The organism is Proteus sp. fly-1008 (genome assembly GCF_040140305.1).
In the GTDB taxonomy this organism is placed as follows: domain Bacteria; phylum Pseudomonadota; class Gammaproteobacteria; order Enterobacterales; family Enterobacteriaceae; genus Proteus; species Proteus vulgaris_B.
Map to the genome: position 1 here is coordinate 1 of NZ_JBEEWH010000008.1, position 20786 is coordinate 20786.

Genomic DNA, 20786 nt, shown 5'->3' on the forward strand with positions numbered 1-20786 from the left:
CTGCGTGGCTAGTTGTTTGCTCATCGCCGGTCAGTGGATGCGCATTATAGGGAGATCTCGGATTAGCGCAAGTGTTTATTTCAATTTTTTTTCTGTTCGCTTTTTTTTTCAACAAAACAAAGAAAAACGCTCTATTTTTATGCTGATAGCATAAAATCCAAACAGCTTTCTCAAACTGACTCACGTAAGATAGAAGATAAATTATGGTATAGGTAACCTTTATTATGCAATTTAGCGAACAACGTTCAGCCTCTCAAAAAAACCTTTCTTATATTGTTGCTGAAAAATTGGGTAAACAAATTCTTTCTGGCCATTACGAACCTGAATCTTTGTTACCAGGAGAAATAGAATTAGCAGAATTACTCTCTGTCAGTAGAACCGTTATTCGAGAAGCAATAAAAATGCTTGCAGCAAAAGGGATGCTTTTACCTCGCCCAAGAATAGGCACTCGAGTAACGCCAATGCAGAATTGGAACTTATTAGATAATGATCTTCTTAATTGGTGGATAGACAGTGGTGAATTTAATAAAGTCAGTCACTACTTCCACCATGTTCGTTTAGCCATAGAGCCACAAGCCTGTTATCTAGCCGCCTTTAATGCAACCGAAAGTCAAAAACAGTCTCTTTCTTTATTTGGTAAAGAAATGCAGTTACTTGATGAGAATTTTGACAGACAACATTGGTTAGATATTGATACACAATTTCACTACCTTATTTACCAAGCAAGTGGTAATCCATTTTTTGCTTCTTTTGGTTCGTTGTTCCTTTCTGCTTATAAAAAGTATTTCGACCTTATTGTGGGGAATGAAACTGTTCAGCCAGAAACACATAACCAAATTGTTCAAGCTATTATTGATGGTGATGGAAATAAAGCACGCGACCTCTGTTTAATCTTATTAACGAGTGATTGAATAGTTTTAATACAAAAATTGAAGGTTTTCTGTTTATAATGAAGCGATAATCAAAATATAGAACAAAGACGGTATATGCTTCATGTTGAAATCCGCCAAAAATATGTCTGGGTTGCCTTGGATAGCTGCAATGGCTTTTTTTATGCAGGCTCTCGATGCAACCATTCTTAATACGGCATTACCTGATATAGCCAAGAGTCTTAATCACTCACCTCTCGCCATGCAATCGGCTGTTATTAGCTACACATTAACTGTGGCATTATTAATTCCCGTTAGTGGGTGGCTAGCTGACAGATTTGGAACTCGCCAAATTTTTATTATTGCGGTTTCTTTATTTTCTGCTGGCTCTTTATTATGTGCACTTTCTCCGAACCTCTCTTTTCTTGTTATTTCACGAATTATACAAGGAATCGGTGGAGCAATGATGATGCCAGTTGCACGCCTTGCTTTATTAAGAGCCTATCCACGTAGTGAATTATTGCCCATTCTAAATTTTGTTACTATGCCTGGATTGGTAGGCCCCATAGTAGGGCCTCTTTTAGGGGGGATTTTAGTTACTTATGCCTCTTGGCATTGGATATTTATAATAAATATCCCTATTGGCCTATTAGGTATTTTCTATGCGATAAAGCATATGCCTAATTTTATTATGCCAAAACGTAAATTCGATTTACTGGGTTTTATTTTCTTTGGCTTTGGTTTAGTGATGCTTTCAGTTAGTCTTGATCTTTTTGGTGATAAAAATATCTCTCGCTATATTCCTATAGCCGTTATTTTAGGTGGTTTTTCTCTACTTGGTTTATATATTAATCATGCAAGACGCCACCAGCAGCCTCTGATCCCATTAAATATTTTTAAAACACGGACCTTCTCTGTAGGAATTGCAGGTAACATTGCAACAAGGCTAGGAACTGGCTGTATTCCTTTTTTAATGCCACTTATGTTACAAGTTGGCTTTGGCTACCCTGCAATTGTTTCCGGTATGATGCTAGCACCAATGGCTCTGGGCTCTATTTTAGCAAAATCATTTGTCACAAAGATCTTAGTAAAATTTAGCTATCGCCGAACGCTCTTTGCTATCACTATTATTATTGGTTTGATGATTACTCAATTTTCACTTCAATCTCCAGACATGTCTATTTACTATCTTGTTATCCCACTCTTTTTATTAGGTGTGGTAATGTCGATACAATTTACATCGATGAATACAATTTCATTGGCTGACTTAACAGATAATAATGCAAGTTCAGGAAATAGTGTTTTAGCTGTTACTCAACAGCTGGCTATTAGTTTTGGTATTGCTGTCAGTGCGTCTATCTTAGGATATTTTGATACTGAAAACGTTGGCACTACTATTGATAACTTCCACTATACTTTTATTACGGTAGGTATTATTACATTACTGTCCTCCTTCGTATTTTTACTCCTCGATAAACATGATGGCGATAACCTAACGAATAAAAAGAAAAATAACTAATTACTTTATTCAGATTAAAAGAGAAAAGAGAGCTTAAGCTCTCTTTTTATTTCTTCTTTATATAGAGAAGATCATGATAATGATGCAGACAAAAAAGCATCTACTTCATGACGCCAAGGTACAGAAGGCTGAGCGCCAGAACGAGTCACGGCAATTGCAGCAGCAGCATGAGCAAATGTTATGGCTGACATCATAGGCTGCCCTTCCAATAAGGCTGTTATTAAAGCACCATTAAAAGTATCACCAGCAGCAATAGTATCTACTGCTTTCACTTTAAAAGCAGGAACAATACATCCCTTATTATTTTGCTCGCTAACCCAAACACCACGACTACCTAATGTAATAAGAACTGTTTTAATGCCTTTATTATGCAAAACCTCAGCGGCTTGCTGTGCACTTTTATCATCAATGACTTTAATTCCAGTCAAATATTCAGTTTCTGTTTCATTTGGTGTAATAACATCAACCAGTGACAGTAATTCATCAGGTAGTGCTTGAGCAGGCGCTGGATTTAATATTACCTGCACATTTTCTTGTTTCGCCATTTCAGCCGCCTTCAATACCGAATCAAGCGGTGACTCTAATTGCATTAATAGTGCATCGGCTTCTTTTATAATACGGCTATGACGTTGCACATAATGCGGATCTAACCGACCATTAGCTCCAGCATGAATACCAATAACATTTTCACCATGCCGATTAACAAAAATCAGGGCAACGCCTGTTGCTTCATCATCAATTAACTCAATACTATGAGTTTTAATGTTATCAGTAATTAATTGAGCCTTAGCTTTTTGACCAATATCATCATTTCCCAAACAAGCTAAAAATGAAATATTCGCACCACAACGCCCAGCAGCTACTGCTTGATTAGCTCCTTTACCGCCGAATACCATTTGAAATTGATTACCTGAAATGGTTTCACCAGGAAGCGGAAAATGGGCAACATTAAGAATATGATCAGCATTAACACTACCTAAAATCACAAGTTTCTTCGCTTCCATGATTTTTCCTTACTCTCAATAATAAATTCTAAATACACTGAATAAATAACATGCAATATTTTAAACCGATCATCTCAGCAACATTAATGAAAAAACGTGATCACCATCGAAACGTTTCGCTAGAAAAACAAAAAAGAACCAAAAATAAGCAGTAGGAAGCTGAATCGATTTTTGTTATAAACAAATTGTGTGCTAATAGAATGTTTGACTATATGTCAGCAATCCTTTTCTGATATTTTCGGGGAATAATGAAAATAAGTACCCACTATTAGGAGTGTTTATGCAGCTAGCAGAACGGATTTCACAACTTAGCCAATACCTTGAGACTGGGCTTTATGAACGACAGTCTGCAATCCGTCTTTGTTTACTTGCGGCACTGAGTGGTGAAAGTGTTTTTTTACTTGGTCCTCCTGGAATTGCTAAAAGCTTAATAGCAAGAAGGATGAAAGAAGCATTTAAAGAGGCAAAAGCGTTTGAATATTTAATGACACGTTTTTCCACTCCTGAAGAAATTTTTGGTCCTTTATCTATTCAAGCCTTAAAAGATGAAGGTAAATACCAACGTTTAGTTGATGGCTATTTACCCGATGCCGAAGTGGTCTTTCTTGATGAAATATGGAAAGCAGGACCTGCTATTCTAAATACGTTATTAACAGCAATAAATGAACGTAAATTTAGAAATGGGGAAACTGAAGTCAGCATCCCAATGCGCTTATTAGTTTCAGCCTCGAATGAATTACCTGATTCAGATAGTAGCCTTGAAGCGCTTTATGACCGAATGCTTATCCGTATTTGGCTAACAAAAGTACAAGATAAGAAAAACTTTCGTGCTTTACTCATTAATAAAGAAGTTGGTTTTTTTCATATTCCGGCTCATCTTCAAATTACTACAGAAGAATTTTCACGCTGGCAATCAGAATTAGAAAAAATCACATTAGATGACCATTTATTCGATTTAATTTATCAACTTCGCGAGTCTTTAGATAAAAGTGATGCTGCTCCTTATGTTTCTGATAGACGTTGGAAAAAAGCAGTTCGTCTTTTACAAGCCAGCGCATTCTTCAATGGTCGCAGTGTTATTTCTCCATTAGATCTTATTTTATTAAAAGATTGTCTTTGGCACGATCAAGCATCATTTGCGTTATTAGATAAACTGTTACACAGTCTTTTAACAGAACAAGCTTACCACCAGCTAGAATTAATCAGAAAAACAGAGGAGTTGTGGGCTGAGTGGATGCAATCAACGAGAAGTAAACAAGATCAGCAAGCTTTTCGTTTTGAAAAACAAAGTGGAATGTTTGGCCGTAATGTTCATTTTAATCTGCCAGAAAAAATACGGGCAGATAAATACACACTGTTTTTACATATCCCACTGCATATACACAGTATTCAAGTTAACTTTATTACTATCGAGCAAAAATCATTAGAAAACTTCTTGGCAAAAGGGGATGAGTTATTAGCGCGTTTAAATGGTATTGGCTTCCCTCAATCAATTAATGCACAAATTCGTCAAGATGGTGTATTAGAAATTTTAGATGTAAGCCGACGCACAACCTCTCTTTACCAACAAAAAGAAACAGCACCTACACCCTTAATTGATAATAACAAAGAGTGGCAAGATAAATTAAAAGATCTGGCTCAAGAAATTTATGGTGAGCAGGAAAAATTTAATCATCATCAACCAAATTTATTTATTGATAATGATTGGCTTATTTCCATAGAACAAAGTTTTGTTCAGCTTAATGAAAAATTGTCGCAATTAAAAAGCCAAATAAAGTGATGAGATTATGCTGACACTTTCAACATTAGATATGCTTTTAGCTATAAATGAAGGGCAACTTATCGAAGAAGTTATTATTGCTATATTAGCCTCTCCTCAATTAGCTGTTTTTTTTGAAAAGCACCCAAGATTAAAGAAAGCATTACTTAAAGATATCCATCAATGGAAAAAAAGCCTACAACAAAGAGTTAAAGAGACATTAGTGCCCACTATGATTGCTGATGAATTTGCTCTTTACCAACAAACGCAGTCATTAGGTAATGCGATATTTAATCAGCAAGTTGAACACATCCTTGCTGAATTAAATAAATTAGATTCCTCTTTTATCGAAGAAGCTTCTCAGCTTATCAAAACAAACAAACCGTTTTCTCCTGCTCAGCAAGCTTTGTTTATCCAACACTGGCGAATAAGTTTAATTTTCCAAGTCACGGCATTACACAAAGCCTTATTTGATCAAGAACAAGAGCAACTTCTTGCTGAGCTTCAGGAACGTTTAGCGCTAAGTGGAAGCTTAAGTAATACATTTTCAGAAAATGAGCGTGCAGCAGGGCGTTTATGGGATATGAGTAAAGGTGTTTTAACAAAAACCCCTTTCGATGAGAAAATTATTCAGCGTTATAGCGATTTTCTCGATCAACAACCTGAATTACACAAACTCGCAAGTTTGCTAGGTCGTAGCAAAACAGCCAAATCTCTTCCTGAAGAGAGTGTTATTTTTGAACCTGTCACTATTGTTGAAAAAGCACCTGATACGACACCGGAGCAAGTCAACGGAATAGGACTCAGTGATGATATCTTACGCTTACTTCCCGCTGAGCTCGCCTTGTTAGGCATTAATGAAATTGAGTATGAGTTTTATAGAAAGCTGGTGGAAAAACAACTTAATACTTACCGATTACAAGGTGATAATTGGCAAGAGCGTACTGTCTTACGTCCAATAACTCATCATCACGATGAAGAAAGACCTAGAGGGCCTTTTATAGTGTGTATTGATACATCAGGTTCAATGGGAGGTTTTAATGAACAGTGCGCAAAAGCTTTTGGATTAGCATTAATGAAAATAGCACTTGCAGACAATCGCTCGTGTCATGTGATGTTATTTTCAACGGAAACGGTTCATTACCAGTTATCCTCATCTAACGGTCTACAAGAGCTTATCAAATTTTTAAATCAATCATTTAGAGGGGGTACGGATTTAAGTACATGTTTGGATGATGTTGCAGAAAAACTAAATAGCCCAGCATGGAAAGATGCTGATGCTGTTGTTATTTCTGACTTTGTCGCCCAAAGGTTACCCGAAAACCTAATCAACAAAATCAAAAAAAGCCAACAGCAACAGCACAATCGCTTCCATGCGGTTACTCTATCCAATTACGGTAAACCCAGTATCATGAAAATCTTTGACCATATATGGCGTTTTGATACTGGATTAAAAAGTCGCTTACTTCGACGCTGGCGCCAATAATTACAACATATCAGCGAAAGCTAAACGGGTGTCTTTTTCCCACACACCGCACTGTACTTGACCAATATGCTCTTTTTGCAGAAGTAGCATTACTAAACGTGATTGGCCAATACCCCCCCCAATAGTTTGTGGCATATCGCCATGCATTAATGCTTTGTGCCAATCAAGCTCTAGGCGCTTAGTATCATCGGTTAATGTTAACTGACGCATTAATGTTTCAGGATCGACACGGATACCCATTGATGACAACTCAAATGCATCTTGTAATACTGGGTTCCAGACTAAAATGTCACCGTTTAAACCTTCAAATCCATCTTCGTTTGGTGTCGTCCAGTCATCATAATCAGGTGCTCTGACATCATGAGATTCGCCACTTGAAAGTTTTCCACCAATACCAATTAAGAAAACGGCGCCATATTCTTTTGCTATCGCTTTTTCACGGCCTTTAGCATCAAGGTCAGGATAACGGCGCAATAACTCTTCAGTGTGGATAAATTGAATTTGATCTGGCAGGAACGGTACCAGACCAAATTCTTCGCTGACGGCTTTTTCAGTTTCTTTTATTGCCTGATAAATTTTACCCACTGTCTGCTTAAGGTAAGGAACAGTACGATCCTTAGCTTCCATCACTTTTTCCCAGTCCCACTGATCAACATAGACAGAGTGGATCTGAGTTAAGCGATCTTCGTCTGGTCGCAACGCTTTCATATGTGTATAAAGACCCTGACCAGAACTAAATCCAAAACGACCTAATGTTTTACGTTTCCATTTTGCTAATGAATGGACAACTTCAAAAGTAGAATCTGGTAAAGATTTGACTTTAACTTGTACCGCCTTCTCATGCCCAGATAAGTTATCTTGAGTTCCATCACCAAGGCGACTTAAGATCGGTCCTTGAACTTCAATCAGTCCTAATTCTTTTTCCAGCAGACGAGAAAAATATGATTTAACAAAGCTAATTTGCTGTTGAGTCTGGATGAATGATTTTTCCATTTTTATATCCCTAGTGGTGATGTCGTGTTTCGCTGATATAGATTAAGCAACAAAACAGGTACTAAATTCAATATACTTCATTAAAAATAGCCTTGCTTGTTTTAAATCGTTAAAAATAGCGCTATAAAAATGTATTATCGTTAAAAACAGGAGGAATTTATGGACAATATTTATCAGATCGATAATCTCGATCGTGACATACTTCACGCATTAATGGCCAATGCAAGAACACCTTACGCTGAATTAGCCAAAAAATTCGAAGTAAGCCCGGGCACAATCCATGTCCGAGTAGAGAAAATGAAGCAAGCGGGAATTATTACGGGAACACGTGTTGATATCAGTGCAAAGCAATTAGGTTTTGATGTCTGTTGCTTTATTGGCATCATTTTAAAGAGTGCAAAAGACTACCATACAGCATTAGATAAGTTAGATAAGTTAGATGAAGTCGTAGAGGTGTACTACACAACAGGACAATACAGCATTTTTATTAAGGTAATGTGTAAAAGTATAGAAGCACTACAAGACGTACTTATCAACAAAATTCAGACAATTGATGAAATTCAATCAACAGAAACATTGATCTCACTGCAAAACCCGATAATAAGGACGATCAAGCCATAAGGGTTAATTCTTATTTTTTTTTATAACCACATTATCCACAGGTAGATCCCAAGTGATTCACAGCGTACAATAGCGCGTCTTGAACATAAGGAGATCATTAATGAAAAAAGTCACTCTAATTAGTGGCAGTACCATGGGTAGTGCTGAATATGTAGCAGAACACCTTGCAGAGATCTTATCTGAAGAAGGTTTTGAGACAGATTTACACCATGGCCCTTCACTTAATGATCTTCCCAATGAAGGGATCTGGCTGGTGGTGACTTCCACGCATGGTGCAGGTGATATTCCTGACAACCTACAGCCTTTTGCTGATGAGATTTCGGCGAACTCTATTGATCTAAGCAATGTCTCTTTTGGTGCGATCGGCATAGGAAGTAGTGAATATGACACTTTCTGTGGTGCGATCAGGACATTGGATCAAAAATTAATAGAAAAAGGAGCTACTCGCCTTGGTGATCGCCTCGAAATTGATATTCAAAAATATGACATTCCGGAAGATCCAGCTGAAGAATGGATAGCTTCTTGGAAAAATTTACTTTAATTTGAACAAAAAAACAGCAAACGAATGTGGATAACTCTGCTTAAAAGCAGGGGTTAACCCGTAGTTATCCATTGTATAAGCCTCTATCAAGAAATGACCTGTGTATAACTCGTCATTTTGATCCCAGCTTATCAGCAGATAGATCACGGATCATTCACAGTATATGATCCTTTACACTTTTATGATCTTTAAATAGAAAATCCACTTATCCACAGAGGATCGCTTCCTTAATAAAAGATCTAATAAAGAGATCTTTAAATAAAAAGATCTTTAAATAATTACCTGCGGATCAGCTCGCTTGTATCTGTCAAAAAGTTGAGTAGAATTCGTTTTCCCAATGCAACACATTCAGCATTCGTAACATTTAAGGTTCACACATGTTTTATCCAGAACACTTTGACGTCATTGTCATCGGTGGTGGTCACGCCGGTACAGAAGCCGCTATGGCTGCAGCTCGTATGGGGCGTCAAACCCTATTACTGACCCACAATATTGATACTTTGGGCCAAATGTCTTGTAACCCAGCTATTGGTGGGATTGGTAAAGGGCATCTGGTAAAAGAGATCGATGCCATGGGTGGATTAATGGCAACTGCCATTGACCATGCCGGTATTCAATTTAGAACCCTTAACGCAAGTAAGGGACCTGCTGTAAGAGCAACAAGAGCACAAGCAGACCGTGTTCTTTACCGCCAAGCTGTTCGTACCACACTTGAAAATCAACCTAATTTGATGATCTTCCAACAACCAGTAGAAGATCTGATTGTTGAAAATGACCAAGTAACGGGTGCAGTTACTCGTATGGGATTAAAATTCCGTGCTAAATCAGTAGTTTTAACTGTAGGAACTTTCCTTGATGGAAAAATTCACATTGGCTTAGAAAACTACAGTGGTGGTCGTGCTGGAGATCCTCCTTCAGTTTCACTATCACACCGATTACGCGAATTACCTTTACGTGTTGGTCGCTTAAAAACAGGAACACCACCTCGTATAGATGCTAGAACTATTGATTTTAGCCAATTGGCTGTTCAGCTAGGCGATACACCTATGCCTGTTTTCTCGTTTTTAGGTAATGTGGATCAGCACCCAGAGCAAATGCCTTGCCATATCACATATACTAACGAAAAAACCCACGACGTTATCCGTAATAACCTCGATCGTAGCCCAATGTATGCAGGGGTCATCGAAGGAATAGGGCCTCGTTATTGCCCATCTATTGAAGATAAGGTGATGCGATTTGCTGATCGTAATTCACATCAGATCTTTTTAGAGCCAGAAGGCTTAACCAGTAACGAGATTTACCCAAATGGTATTTCAACAAGTTTACCTTTTGATGTTCAAATGCAAATTGTAAATTCCATGAAAGGTATGGAAAACGCGAAGATCATTAGACCAGGTTATGCCATTGAATATGACTTCTTCGATCCAAGAGATCTAAAACAGACTCTAGAAAGCAAATTTATCAACGGGTTATTTTTTGCAGGCCAAATTAACGGTACAACCGGTTATGAAGAAGCTGCTGCTCAAGGTATGCTTGCAGGGCTTAATGCGGCACGTTATGCCTATGATCAAGAAGGTTGGTTCCCACGTCGTGATCAAGCTTACATTGGTGTATTAGTTGATGATCTTTGTACTTTAGGTACAAAAGAGCCATACCGCATGTTTACGTCTCGTGCGGAATATCGTTTGATGTTACGTGAAGATAATGCAGATTTACGCCTGACAGAAATAGCTCGTGAATTAGGCATGGTTGATGATAATCGCTGGGCTCAATTTAGTGAAAAAGTAGAACTTGTTGAAAAAGAACGTCAACGTTTAAGAAATATTTGGGTTCATCCTCAAGCAGATAATCTTTCTGAAATCAATGAATTACTAAATACTCCATTATCTAAAGAAGCTAATGGTGAAGATCTATTACGTCGTCCTGAAATGACGTACGAGATACTGAAAAAAATAGCTCGTTTTGCGCCTGGTATTGACGATTCAAAACCACAAGCAGCAGAGCAAGTTGAGATCCAAGTTAAATACGAAGGTTACATTAATCGTCAACAAGAAGAGATCGAAAAGAAACAGCGTAATGAAAACGCGGCATTACCGATTGATCTCGACTACAAGCAAGTGAGTGGATTATCTAACGAAGTTATTGCCAAGCTTAACGATCATAAACCGACTTCTATCGGTCAAGCATCAAGGATCTCAGGTGTAACACCCGCGGCTATCTCCATTTTATTAGTATGGTTAAAAAAACAAGGCTTATTACGCAGGAGTGCATCATGAGCGACTTACTTAATCGGCTAAAAAAGCTGGCTAAGCAAGCCAATATTGAGCTAACAGATATTCAAGCTGAAAAGCTAACGGGTTACGTGATGATGCTTGATAAGTGGAATAAAGCGTATAACTTGACCTCAGTGAGAGATCCACAGCAAATGCTAATCCGCCATATATTGGATAGTATTGTGGTTAGCCAATACCTTGAAGGTGAAAGATTTATTGATGTAGGTACAGGGCCCGGATTACCGGGTATTCCTTTGGCTATAATGCGCCCCGATCATCACTTTGTCTTATTGGATAGCTTAGGCAAGCGAGTTCGCTTTATGAAGCAAGTTCAACATGAATTAGGGCTTAATAACATCGAGCCTGTTCAATATCGTGTTGAAGAGTACCAACCTGAGAAACCTTTTGATGGTGTTATCAGTCGTGCGTTTGCATCTATGAAAGACATGCTTTCTTGGTGTTCTCATTTGGTGGCTGAAGAACAAGGGGATTTTTACGCATTAAAAGGTCAAATTCATCAAGAAGAGTTGGATGAACTTGCTGATAATGGATTAAAAACACCTAAAAAAGTGATCAGCTTATCCATTCCTGAATTGAATGAACAAAGACATTTGGTGATTATTTAATCAAAAATTACCTGTCTTATTGACCTTTTTTTCATTTTTTGTGCTCTGGCGATAACATTTACAATGTTATCGCCATTTGTTTTATGGGGAATAATAGGAAACATTAAAATTCACTTTAATAAAACAATAAATTAACATTTTATTATCTTTTAAGTTAATTCGCTTTGTAGTCTGAGTTTTTCTTATTTTATTTCCAAAATAAATTAATAATTCTGTGCATTATAAAAAAATTGAATTTATTTAATTGAAAAAGGGTCAATTTTTTTCCAATTGACACTAAATTGTTCATAAAAGGGCAGTTAATTGTTAACTTAGTTATATATTTTATGAAATAAGCTTTATTTATACTTTTATATTTGTGATGTATGTCACGCTATTTATTTTATTCGGCTCTATTATTTTTATTCTTTTTGTCCTTAATCATTTTTCATAAATGGAACCTTGGTAAGAAATTTAAATTAATCTTCACTTTTTCGCTACTTATTGATTGAATTCATTGCCACGCCCCGTATAATTTGCTCGTTTTTGTCACTTGACACTTTATAGCAAAGACAGTTTGATACATCATTCAGTAATACCTTTTACGATAGCTAGTCTGGAGAATACAAACGTCATGTCTGTCTCCCTCTACAACGGGAAAGTTGCACTGAAACTGTTATTTTTGCAGTTTATGACTTTTGTTATTCTCAGTGCGGGTTTCTACTTAAAGAGTACAGACTGGAGTTTTTCGGCTTTTTTGGGCGGAATGGCATGTTGGTTACCCAATATTGCTTTTCTTTTGTTAATGCGCTTACAAAAAGTCAACGAAGAAGAAGCTCCAGTTCGCATAAACTGGCTTTTTGCTTTCAGTGAAGGGTTGAAGGTTATATTATCAATAGCCTTGCTGATTGTTGCTTTAGGAGTGTTTAAAGCGGCATTTGCACCACTGGTCATGACCTACTTAGCGGTGCTTGTTATGCAGGTCGTTGCACCAGCCGTCATTAACGGTTAGCGTTTTTAACAACAAAAGGGTAATTGGCATCATGTCTGCATCAGGAGAAGCATTAACCACTAGAGACTACATAGGTCACCACCTGAATAACCTTCAGTTGGACCTACGTACTTTCGAGTTGGTCAATCCCCATGCTGAAAATGCGCCATCATTCTGGGTGTTAAATATTGACTCACTTTTCTTTTCAGTATTAATGGGAGCATTATTCCTATGGCTGTTTAGAAAAGTAGCAGTAAGAGCAACCAGTGGCGTACCGGGAAAATTCCAGACTGCAGTAGAAATGATCATCGGTTTCGTTGATAGCAGCGTTCGTGATATGTATCACGGAAAGAGCAAGGTCATTGCACCTTTGGCATTGACTGTGTTCGTTTGGGTGCTGTTAATGAATGCCCTGGATTTATTACCAATCGACTTCATCCCTTATATCGGTGAACACATCTTAGGGTTACCAGCGTTACGCATCGTTCCGACTGCGGACGTGAGTATTACTCTTTCGATGGCAATTGGTGTATTTATCCTGATCCTTTTCTATAGCATTAAGATGAAAGGTATAAAAGGGTTTACTAAAGAGCTGACTTTACAGCCTTTTAATCACCCAATTTTTATTCCTGTCAACTTAATCTTGGAAGGGGTAAGCCTGCTATCAAAACCTGTTTCACTCGGTCTTCGACTGTTTGGTAACATGTATGCAGGTGAACTGATCTTTATTCTTATTGCTGGTCTGTTACCGTGGTGGTCACAGTGGTTATTAAGCCTTCCTTGGGCGATATTCCACATACTGATTATTACGTTACAAGCCTTTATTTTCATGGTTCTAACGATTGTTTATCTGTCGATGGCATCTGAAGAACATTAATTATTAACTCTTTGAAGAAATAACTGAAACAAACTGGAGACTGTCATGGAAAACCTGAGTATGGATCTGCTGTACATGGCTGCCGCTATTATGATGGGTTTAGCTGCAATCGGTGCTGCAATCGGTATCGGAATCCTCGGAGGCAAATTTTTAGAAGGTGCTGCTCGTCAGCCTGATCTGATCCCTCTTCTGCGTACACAGTTCTTTATCGTTATGGGTCTGGTTGATGCCATCCCAATGATTGCTGTGGGTCTGGGCCTTTACGTGATGTTTGCTGTTGCCTAATGATGGTAATGAGCAGTAAAAGCATCAAGTTAGTTTATAACCAAGAAAGAGGTATTGTGCTGTGAATTTAAATGCAACAATCCTCGGCCAGGCCGTCGCATTTGTCCTGTTTGTTTTGTTCTGCATGAAATTCGTATGGCCACCAATCATGGCGGCCATTGAAAAACGTCAAAAAGAAATTGCTGACGGTTTATCATCTGCAGAACGAGCTAAAAAGGACTTAGATTTAGCGAAAGCCGATGCAGGCGATCAGCTAGCGAAAGCAAAAGCAGAAGCACAAGCAATCATTGAATCAGCGAATAAACAACGCACTCAAATGATTGAAGAAGCTAAAGCAGAAGCAGAGCAAGAACGTAGTAAGATCGTTGCACAAGCTCAATCCGAACTGGATGCAGAGCGTAAACGTGCTCGTGAAGAACTCCGTAAACAAGTCGCAATGCTGGCTATCGCAGGTGCCGAGAAAATTATTGAACGTTCCGTGGATGAAGCTGCTAATAGCGACATCGTTGATAAACTGGTCGCTGAACTGTAAGGAGGGAGGGGCATGTCTGAAATAGCAACTGTAGCTCGCCCCTACGCCAAAGCAGCTTTTGACTTTGCTGTGGAAAACCAGGCTGTCGATAAATGGCAGGTTATGCTGGCGTTCACCGCTGAAGTAGCACGCAATGAGCAGGTAACCGAATTACTTTCTGGTTCTTTAGCATCAGAAAAACTGGCTAACATCTTCGCTGACCTTTGTGGCGATCAATTAGATGAACATGCTCAGAATTTAATTCGTGTTATGGCTGAGAATGGCCGTTTATCAACGTTGCCTGAAGTATTGAGCCAATTTATTCAATTGCGCGCAGTACTAGAGTCAACGGTTGACGTTGAAGTAACTTCTGCCATTGAGCTAACTAAACAGCAGCTAGCTAACATTTCTGCAGCGATGGAAAATCGTCTATCACGCAAAGTGAAGCTGAATTGCAAAATTGATAAGTCTGTTATCGCAGGCATGATTATACGCGCCGGTGACCTCGTCATCGATGGCAGTATTCGTGGCCGTTTAGAGCGATTAACTGACGTCTTGCAGTCTTAAGGGGACTGGAGCATATGCAACTGAATTCCACTGAAATCAGCGAACTGATCAAGCAGCGCATTGCTCAGTTCAATGTAGTGAGTGAAGCTCACAATGAAGGTACGATTGTTTCCGTCAGTGACGGTATCATTCGTATCCACGGTTTAGCCGAAGTTATGCAGGGTGAGATGATCGCACTGCCGGGTAACCGTTTCGCTATCGCACTGAACTTAGAGCGCGACTCTGTTGGTGCGGTTGTGATGGGTCCTTATGCTGACTTAGCAGAAGGCATGAAAGTTAAATGTACAGGTCGTATTCTGGAAGTACCTGTAGGGCGTGGTCTGCTTGGCCGTGTGGTAAACACACTGGGTGAGCCGATTGATGGTAAAGGCGCTGTAGAGCATGATGGATTCTCACCTGTTGAGATGATTGCTCCTGGTGTTATCGACCGTCAATCAGTTGATCAGCCTGTACAAACAGGTTACAAATCCGTCGATGCCATGATCCCAATCGGTCGTGGTCAGCGTGAGTTGATCATCGGTGACCGTCAAACAGGTAAAACTGCTCTGGCTGTCGATGCGATCATCAACCAACGTGACTCTGGCATTAAATGTATTTATGTCGCTATCGGTCAGAAAGCCTCTACTATTTCGAACGTTGTTCGTAAATTAGAAGAACATGGCGCGTTAGAAAACACCATTGTTGTTGTTGCTTCTGCATCAGAATCAGCAGCTCTACAATACCTAGCTCCTTATTCAGGTTGTGCAATGGGTGAATACTTCCGTGACCGTGGTGAAGATGCCCTGATTATTTATGATGACCTGTCTAAACAGGCTGTCGCATACCGTCAAATTTCACTGTTACTTCGTCGTCCACCAGGACGTGAAGCATATCCAGGTGACGTTTTCTATCTGCACTCCCGTTTACTTGAGCGTGCTGCTCGCGTTAATGCTGAGTACGTAGAAGCATTCACTAATGGTGAAGTTAAAGGTAAAACCGGCTCTCTGACTGCGTTACCAATTATCGAAACGCAAGCAGGGGACGTTTCTGCATTCGTTCCTACGAACGTAATCTCTATTACCGATGGTCAGATCTTCTTAGAATCTAACCTGTTTAACGCAGGTATCCGTCCAGCTGTTAACCCAGGGATCTCCGTATCTCGTGTAGGTGGTGCAGCTCAGACTAAGATTATGAAGAAACTTTCTGGTGGTATCCGTACTGCACTTGCGCAGTATCGTGAGCTGGCAGCATTCTCACAGTTCGCTTCTGATCTGGATGATGCTACCCGTAAACAATTGAACCACGGTCAGAAAGTGACTGAATTGCTGAAACAGAAACAGTACGAACCAATGTCTGTCGCACAACAGTCTTTAGCACTGTATGCAGCAGAACGTGGTTATCTGGAAGATGTTGAAATTTCAAAAGTTGTGCCATTTGAAGCGGCTTTATTAGCTTATGCCTCTCGTGAACATGCTGATTTATTGAAAGAAATCAACCAGACTGGTACTTATAACGAAGAAATCGAAGCGAAGCTGAAAGGCGTGCTAGAAAACTTCAAAGCGACTCAGTCCTGGTAATAACTATTCGGCCTAATAGTTAAACATTAGGCCGTCTGGTTCATGAGGAGAAGCAGAAATGGCCGGCGCAAAAGAGATACGTTCGAAGATCGCCAGTGTGCAAAACACACAGAAGATCACTAAAGCGATGGAGATGGTCGCCGCGTCGAAAATGCGTAAAACGCAGGAACGCATGGCAGCCAGCCGTCCTTATGCAGAAACCATGCGCAGTGTGATTGGTCACCTTGCGTTAGGGAATCTGGAATACAAACATCCATACCTCGAAGAGCGTGAAGTTAAACGTGTCGGGTACCTGGTTGTTTCGACCGACCGTGGTTTGTGTGGTGGTTTGAACATTAACTTGTTCAAAAAACTGCTGGCAGACATGAAAGAGTGGTCTGAAAAAGGTGTACAGGTAGATTTAGCTCTAGTGGGTTCTAAAGCCGCTTCATTCTTCGGCTCTGTGGGCGGAAATGTTGTTGGTCAAGTAACCGGCATGGGCGATGATCCAAAACTGTCAGACCTTATCGGTCCAGTGAATATCATGTTGCAGGCTTATGACGAAGGTCGTTTAGATAAACTGTATGTGGTGGCAAATAAGTTCATCAATACCATGGCTCAAGAGCCTAAAATTCTTCAGGTTTTACCATTACCACCAGGTGATGATGAAGAGCTGAAAGAAAAATCTTGGGATTATCTGTACGAACCTGATCCTAAGGCGTTACTGGATACTTTACTGCGTCGTTATATCGAATCGCAGGTTTACCAGAGCGTCGTAGAGAACTTAGCGAGTGAGCAGGCCGCCCGAATGGTCGCGATGAAAGCCGCTACAGATAACGGTGGTAACCTGATTAAAGAGCTGCAATTGGTGTACAACAAAGCACGTCAAGCAAGCATTACTCAGGAACTTACAGAAATTGTGTCTGGTGCAGCCGCGGTATAACAGCTAGGTTTACGAATTACGTAGAGGATTCAAGATGGCTACTGGAAAGATTGTCCAGGTAATCGGCGCCGTAGTGGACGCCGAATTCCCTCAGGATAGCGTCCCTAAAGTATACGACGCTCTTGAGGTTATGAATGGTAAAGAAAAACTGGTGCTGGAAGTTCAGCAACAGTTAGGCGGTGGTATCGTTCGTTGTATCGCAATGGGTACATCAGACGGTTTAAGCCGTGGCTTAAAAGTTGAAAACTTAGGCCACCCAATTGAAGTACCAGTAGGTAAAGCAACACTAGGACGTATCATGAACGTTCTGGGTACACCTATTGATATGAAAGGTGATATTGCAACAGAAGAACGTTGGTCTATCCACCGTGAAGCACCTACCTACGAAGAGTTATCAAACTCACAAGAACTGCTTGAAACCGGTATCAAAGTAATGGACTTAATCTGTCCGTTTGCTAAAGGTGGTAAAGTCGGTCTGTTCGGTGGTGCGGGTGTTGGTAAAACAGTTAACATGATGGAATTGATCCGTAATATCGCGATCGAGCACTCAGGTTACTCTGTATTTGCTGGTGTTGGTGAGCGTACTCGTGAGGGTAATGACTTCTATCATGAAATGACCGATTCTAACGTTCTTGACAAAGTATCGTTAGTGTATGGTCAGATGAATGAGCCACCTGGAAACCGTCTGCGTGTAGCATTGACTGGTCTGACTATGGCTGAAAAATTCCGTGATGAAGGCCGTGACGTACTGTTATTCGTCGATAACATCTATCGTTACACCTTAGCCGGTACAGAAGTATCTGCACTGTTAGGTCGTATGCCATCAGCGGTAGGTTACCAACCAACATTGGCTGAAGAGATGGGTGTTCTGCAAGAACGTATCACTTCAACCAAAACAGGTTCAATCACCTCTGTACAGGCTGTATACGTACCTGCGGATGACTTAACTGACCCATCACCAGCAACAACGTTTGCTCACTTAGATGCGACAGTTGTACTGAGCCGTCAAATTGCTTCATTAGGTATCTACCCTGCGGTTGACCCACTGGATTCTACCAGTCGTCAGTTAGACCCACTGGTAGTTGGCCAAGAGCACTATGATGTGGCTCGTGGTGTTCAGTCTATCCTGCAACGTTATCAGGAACTGAAAGACATCATCGCTATCTTAGGTATGGATGAACTGTCAGAAGAAGATAAACTGGTTGTTGCGCGTGCGCGTAAGATCCAGCGCTTCCTATCTCAGCCATTCTTCGTTGCTGAAGTATTTACCGGTTCACCAGGTAAGTTCGTTTCCCTGAAAGACACTATCCGTGGCTTTAAAGGCATTCTGAACGGTGATTATGACCACCTGCCAGAGCAGGCGTTCTACATGGTTGGTACTATCGAAGAAGCAGTAGAAAAAGCTAAGAAGCTTTAATACGGCTGACGGGAGGTTGATATGGCCGATACATCGTTCCACCTGAAAGTTGTCAGCGCTGAAAAGCAGTTATATGACGGCGAAGTTAAACGAATTCAGGTAACTGGTAGCGAAGGTGAGCTCGGTATTTATCCGCAGCATACCCCGTTATTAACTGCCATAAAACCGGGCATGGTACGTGTCGTAAAAACATCGGGCGAAGAAGAGGTTATCTACCTTTCAGGTGGTATTCTCGAAGTTCAGCCGACTGGCGTCATTGTACTGGCAGATACAGCTATCCGTGGTCGTGATTTGGATGAAGCGAAAGCGTTGGAATCTAAGCGTAAAGCTGAAGAACACATTCAATCCTCTCATGGTGACGTTGATTATGCTCAAGCATCAGCAGAATTAGCCAAAGCGATTGCGAAATTACGTGTAATCGAATTGACTCGACGTTGATGTAAATAGGCAGTCTATGAATAAAAAAGCCAGTTGGTTCTTAGCTAACTGGCTTTTTTGCGTCATGAAATATTTTGTGTGACGAAATATGTAGTATTATTTGGCATAAACAGGTTTACTTGCCATTCTTTACGGGAGTTATCGGGTTAATTATGTCTAATTCAGCTAAAAGCGTTGTTATTCTTGCTGCGGGAAAAGGCACCCGCATGTATTCACAGTTACCTAAAGTTCTTCATAAACTAGCGGGTAAATCCATGGTTCAACATGTGATTGATACTGCCAAGTCATTAGGTGCTCAACAAACACACCTTGTCTATGGGCATGGTGGTGAACTCATGAAAGAAAAATTAGGTTCACAACCTGTTAATTGGGTACTACAAGCAGAGCAACTAGGAACCGGTCATGCAATGCAACAAGCCGCGCCTTTCTTTGCTGATGATGAAGACATCCTGATGCTTTATGGTGATGTTCCTCTTATAACCAAAGAAACGTTAGAACGTTTAATTGAAGTCAAACCAGAAGGCGGTATTGGTTTATTAACGGTTATTTTAGATAACCCAACCGGTTATGGTCGTATTGTTCGTGAAAATGGCGAAGTTACTGGCATTATCGAACAAAAAGATGCGTCTGAAGAGCAACTCAAAATTAATGAAATCAACACGGGTATTTTAGTAGCCAATGGTGGTGATTTAAAACGTTGGTTAGGTAAACTCGATAATAACAATGCACAAAAAGAGTATTACATTACTGACATTATCGCGTTAGCACATAAAGAAGGTCGTAAAATTGAAACGGCTCATCCTCGTCGCCATAGTGAAATGGAAGGGGTGAATAATCGCTTACAACTAGCAGCATTAGAGCGTATTTACCAAACAGAACAAGCCGAGCGTTTATTATTAGAAGGCGTTATGTTGCTTGATCCTGCGCGCTTTGATTTACGTGGAACATTAACTCATGGTAAAGATGTGGTGATTGATACCAACGTTATCATTGAAGGCAATGTGACGTTGGGAAATAACGTTGAAATTGGTACAGGTTGTGTTCTAAAAAACTGTGTAATTGGTGATAATTCTATTATTAGTCCATATACGGTGATCGAGGATGCAAATTTAGCACAAGAGTGTACTGTTGGCCCATTTGCACGTCTTCGCCCAGGCAGTGAATTAGCAGATAAAGCTCATGTTGGTAATTTTGTTGAGATGAAAAAAGCCAGCTTAGGCGTTGGATCTAAAGCAGGTCATCTGACTTACTTAGGCGATACAGAAGTGGGGGCTAACGTTAATATCGGTGCAGGTACTATCACTTGTAACTACGATGGCGCGAATAAATTCAAAACCATTATTGGTGATGATGTATTTATTGGTTCAGATACCCAATTAGTGGCGCCAGTTACTGTTGCTAATGGTGCTACCATTGGTGCAGGAACAACACTCACTAAAAACGTGAATGAAAACGAATTAGTGATCAGTCGAGTTAAGCAAACTCATATCAGTGGATGGAAACGTCCAGTGAAGAAAAAACAATAATTTTAAGAGAAGGGCGTATATTTTAT

At 39.9% G+C, this 20786-nt stretch carries 20 protein-coding genes; 18 read left to right on the top strand and 2 right to left on the bottom strand.

Going from position 1 to position 20786, the window contains the following annotated elements:
- Window positions 1-224: 224 nt before the first annotated feature.
- Together ABN256_RS13405 and mdtD are read left to right on the top strand one after the other, a co-directional pair.
- Window positions 225-911 carry a FadR/GntR family transcriptional regulator gene (locus tag ABN256_RS13405; RefSeq protein WP_072071098.1) on the top strand — a complete coding sequence of 229 codons (687 nt, stop codon included), beginning with the start codon at window positions 225-227 and terminating at the stop codon, window positions 909-911.
- An 82-nt stretch (window positions 912-993) separates the two neighbouring features.
- Window positions 994-2388: a multidrug transporter subunit MdtD gene (gene mdtD / locus ABN256_RS13410; protein WP_196554676.1), complete on the top strand. Its 1395-nt coding sequence runs from the start codon at window positions 994-996 to the stop codon at window positions 2386-2388.
- A 71-nt stretch (window positions 2389-2459) separates the two neighbouring features.
- Here the strand turns inward: mdtD and rbsK are convergent, their stop codons facing one another.
- Window positions 2460-3392, bottom strand: coding sequence for a ribokinase (gene rbsK, locus ABN256_RS13415; RefSeq protein WP_349439556.1), 933 nt, complete (start codon window positions 3390-3392; stop codon window positions 2460-2462).
- A 280-nt stretch (window positions 3393-3672) separates the two neighbouring features.
- Between rbsK and ravA the strand changes: the two genes are divergently transcribed.
- On the top strand, window positions 3673-5172 hold the full coding sequence (gene ravA, locus ABN256_RS13420) for an ATPase RavA (RefSeq protein WP_349439558.1): 1500 nt from the start codon (window positions 3673-3675) through the stop codon (window positions 5170-5172).
- Window positions 5173-5179: 7 nt separating this feature from the next.
- Window positions 5180-6637, top strand: coding sequence for an ATPase RavA stimulator ViaA (viaA, locus tag ABN256_RS13425; RefSeq protein ID WP_196554673.1), 1458 nt, complete (start codon window positions 5180-5182; stop codon window positions 6635-6637).
- On the opposite strand, the gene asnA is transcribed toward viaA, so the two are convergent.
- Complete coding sequence (gene asnA, locus ABN256_RS13430; protein WP_109399003.1) at window positions 6638-7630, bottom strand: aspartate--ammonia ligase; 993 nt, start codon at window positions 7628-7630, stop codon at window positions 6638-6640.
- Window positions 7631-7789: 159 nt separating this feature from the next.
- On the opposite strand from asnA, the gene asnC reads away from it, so the two are divergent.
- The 14 genes from asnC (at window position 7790) to glmU (ending at window position 20760) form a co-directional block, all read left to right on the top strand.
- Window positions 7790-8251: a transcriptional regulator AsnC gene (gene asnC / locus ABN256_RS13435; protein WP_069367404.1), complete on the top strand. Its 462-nt coding sequence runs from the start codon at window positions 7790-7792 to the stop codon at window positions 8249-8251.
- A gap of 100 nt (window positions 8252-8351) precedes the next feature.
- Window positions 8352-8792, top strand: coding sequence for an FMN-binding protein MioC (gene mioC / locus ABN256_RS13440; protein ID WP_196554672.1), 441 nt, complete (start codon window positions 8352-8354; stop codon window positions 8790-8792).
- Between the two features lie 377 nt (window positions 8793-9169).
- Window positions 9170-11068 (top strand): tRNA uridine-5-carboxymethylaminomethyl(34) synthesis enzyme MnmG, encoded by a 1899-nt coding sequence (gene mnmG, locus ABN256_RS13445; RefSeq protein WP_072071091.1) that lies wholly within the window; start codon window positions 9170-9172, stop codon window positions 11066-11068.
- Window positions 11065-11691: a 16S rRNA (guanine(527)-N(7))-methyltransferase RsmG gene (rsmG, locus tag ABN256_RS13450; protein WP_349439560.1), complete on the top strand. Its 627-nt coding sequence runs from the start codon at window positions 11065-11067 to the stop codon at window positions 11689-11691. The genes mnmG and rsmG overlap by 4 nt, the downstream gene beginning before the upstream one ends.
- A gap of 613 nt (window positions 11692-12304) precedes the next feature.
- Entirely contained in the window at window positions 12305-12682 is a 378-nt protein-coding gene (atpI, locus tag ABN256_RS13455; RefSeq protein ID WP_115351345.1) for a F0F1 ATP synthase subunit I, read from the top strand.
- A 31-nt stretch (window positions 12683-12713) separates the two neighbouring features.
- Window positions 12714-13538: a F0F1 ATP synthase subunit A gene (gene atpB / locus ABN256_RS13460; protein ID WP_072071088.1), complete on the top strand. Its 825-nt coding sequence runs from the start codon at window positions 12714-12716 to the stop codon at window positions 13536-13538.
- A gap of 45 nt (window positions 13539-13583) precedes the next feature.
- Entirely contained in the window at window positions 13584-13823 is a 240-nt protein-coding gene (atpE, locus tag ABN256_RS13465) for a F0F1 ATP synthase subunit C (protein WP_004246596.1), read from the top strand.
- A gap of 61 nt (window positions 13824-13884) precedes the next feature.
- Complete coding sequence (gene atpF / locus ABN256_RS13470) at window positions 13885-14355, top strand: F0F1 ATP synthase subunit B (protein WP_072071087.1); 471 nt, start codon at window positions 13885-13887, stop codon at window positions 14353-14355.
- 12 nt (window positions 14356-14367) lie between these two features.
- Window positions 14368-14901, top strand: coding sequence for a F0F1 ATP synthase subunit delta (gene atpH / locus ABN256_RS13475; protein ID WP_072071086.1), 534 nt, complete (start codon window positions 14368-14370; stop codon window positions 14899-14901).
- A gap of 14 nt (window positions 14902-14915) precedes the next feature.
- On the top strand, window positions 14916-16457 hold the full coding sequence (atpA, locus tag ABN256_RS13480; RefSeq protein WP_109410108.1) for a F0F1 ATP synthase subunit alpha: 1542 nt from the start codon (window positions 14916-14918) through the stop codon (window positions 16455-16457).
- Between the two features lie 58 nt (window positions 16458-16515).
- Complete coding sequence (gene atpG, locus ABN256_RS13485; RefSeq protein WP_036933511.1) at window positions 16516-17379, top strand: F0F1 ATP synthase subunit gamma; 864 nt, start codon at window positions 16516-16518, stop codon at window positions 17377-17379.
- Window positions 17380-17413: 34 nt separating this feature from the next.
- Window positions 17414-18796 (top strand): F0F1 ATP synthase subunit beta, encoded by a 1383-nt coding sequence (gene atpD / locus ABN256_RS13490; protein WP_023583323.1) that lies wholly within the window; start codon window positions 17414-17416, stop codon window positions 18794-18796.
- Window positions 18797-18817: 21 nt separating this feature from the next.
- On the top strand, window positions 18818-19234 hold the full coding sequence (locus ABN256_RS13495) for a F0F1 ATP synthase subunit epsilon (protein ID WP_006534340.1): 417 nt from the start codon (window positions 18818-18820) through the stop codon (window positions 19232-19234).
- A gap of 152 nt (window positions 19235-19386) precedes the next feature.
- Entirely contained in the window at window positions 19387-20760 is a 1374-nt protein-coding gene (gene glmU, locus ABN256_RS13500; protein WP_072071084.1) for a bifunctional UDP-N-acetylglucosamine diphosphorylase/glucosamine-1-phosphate N-acetyltransferase GlmU, read from the top strand.
- Window positions 20761-20786 lie beyond the last annotated feature (26 nt).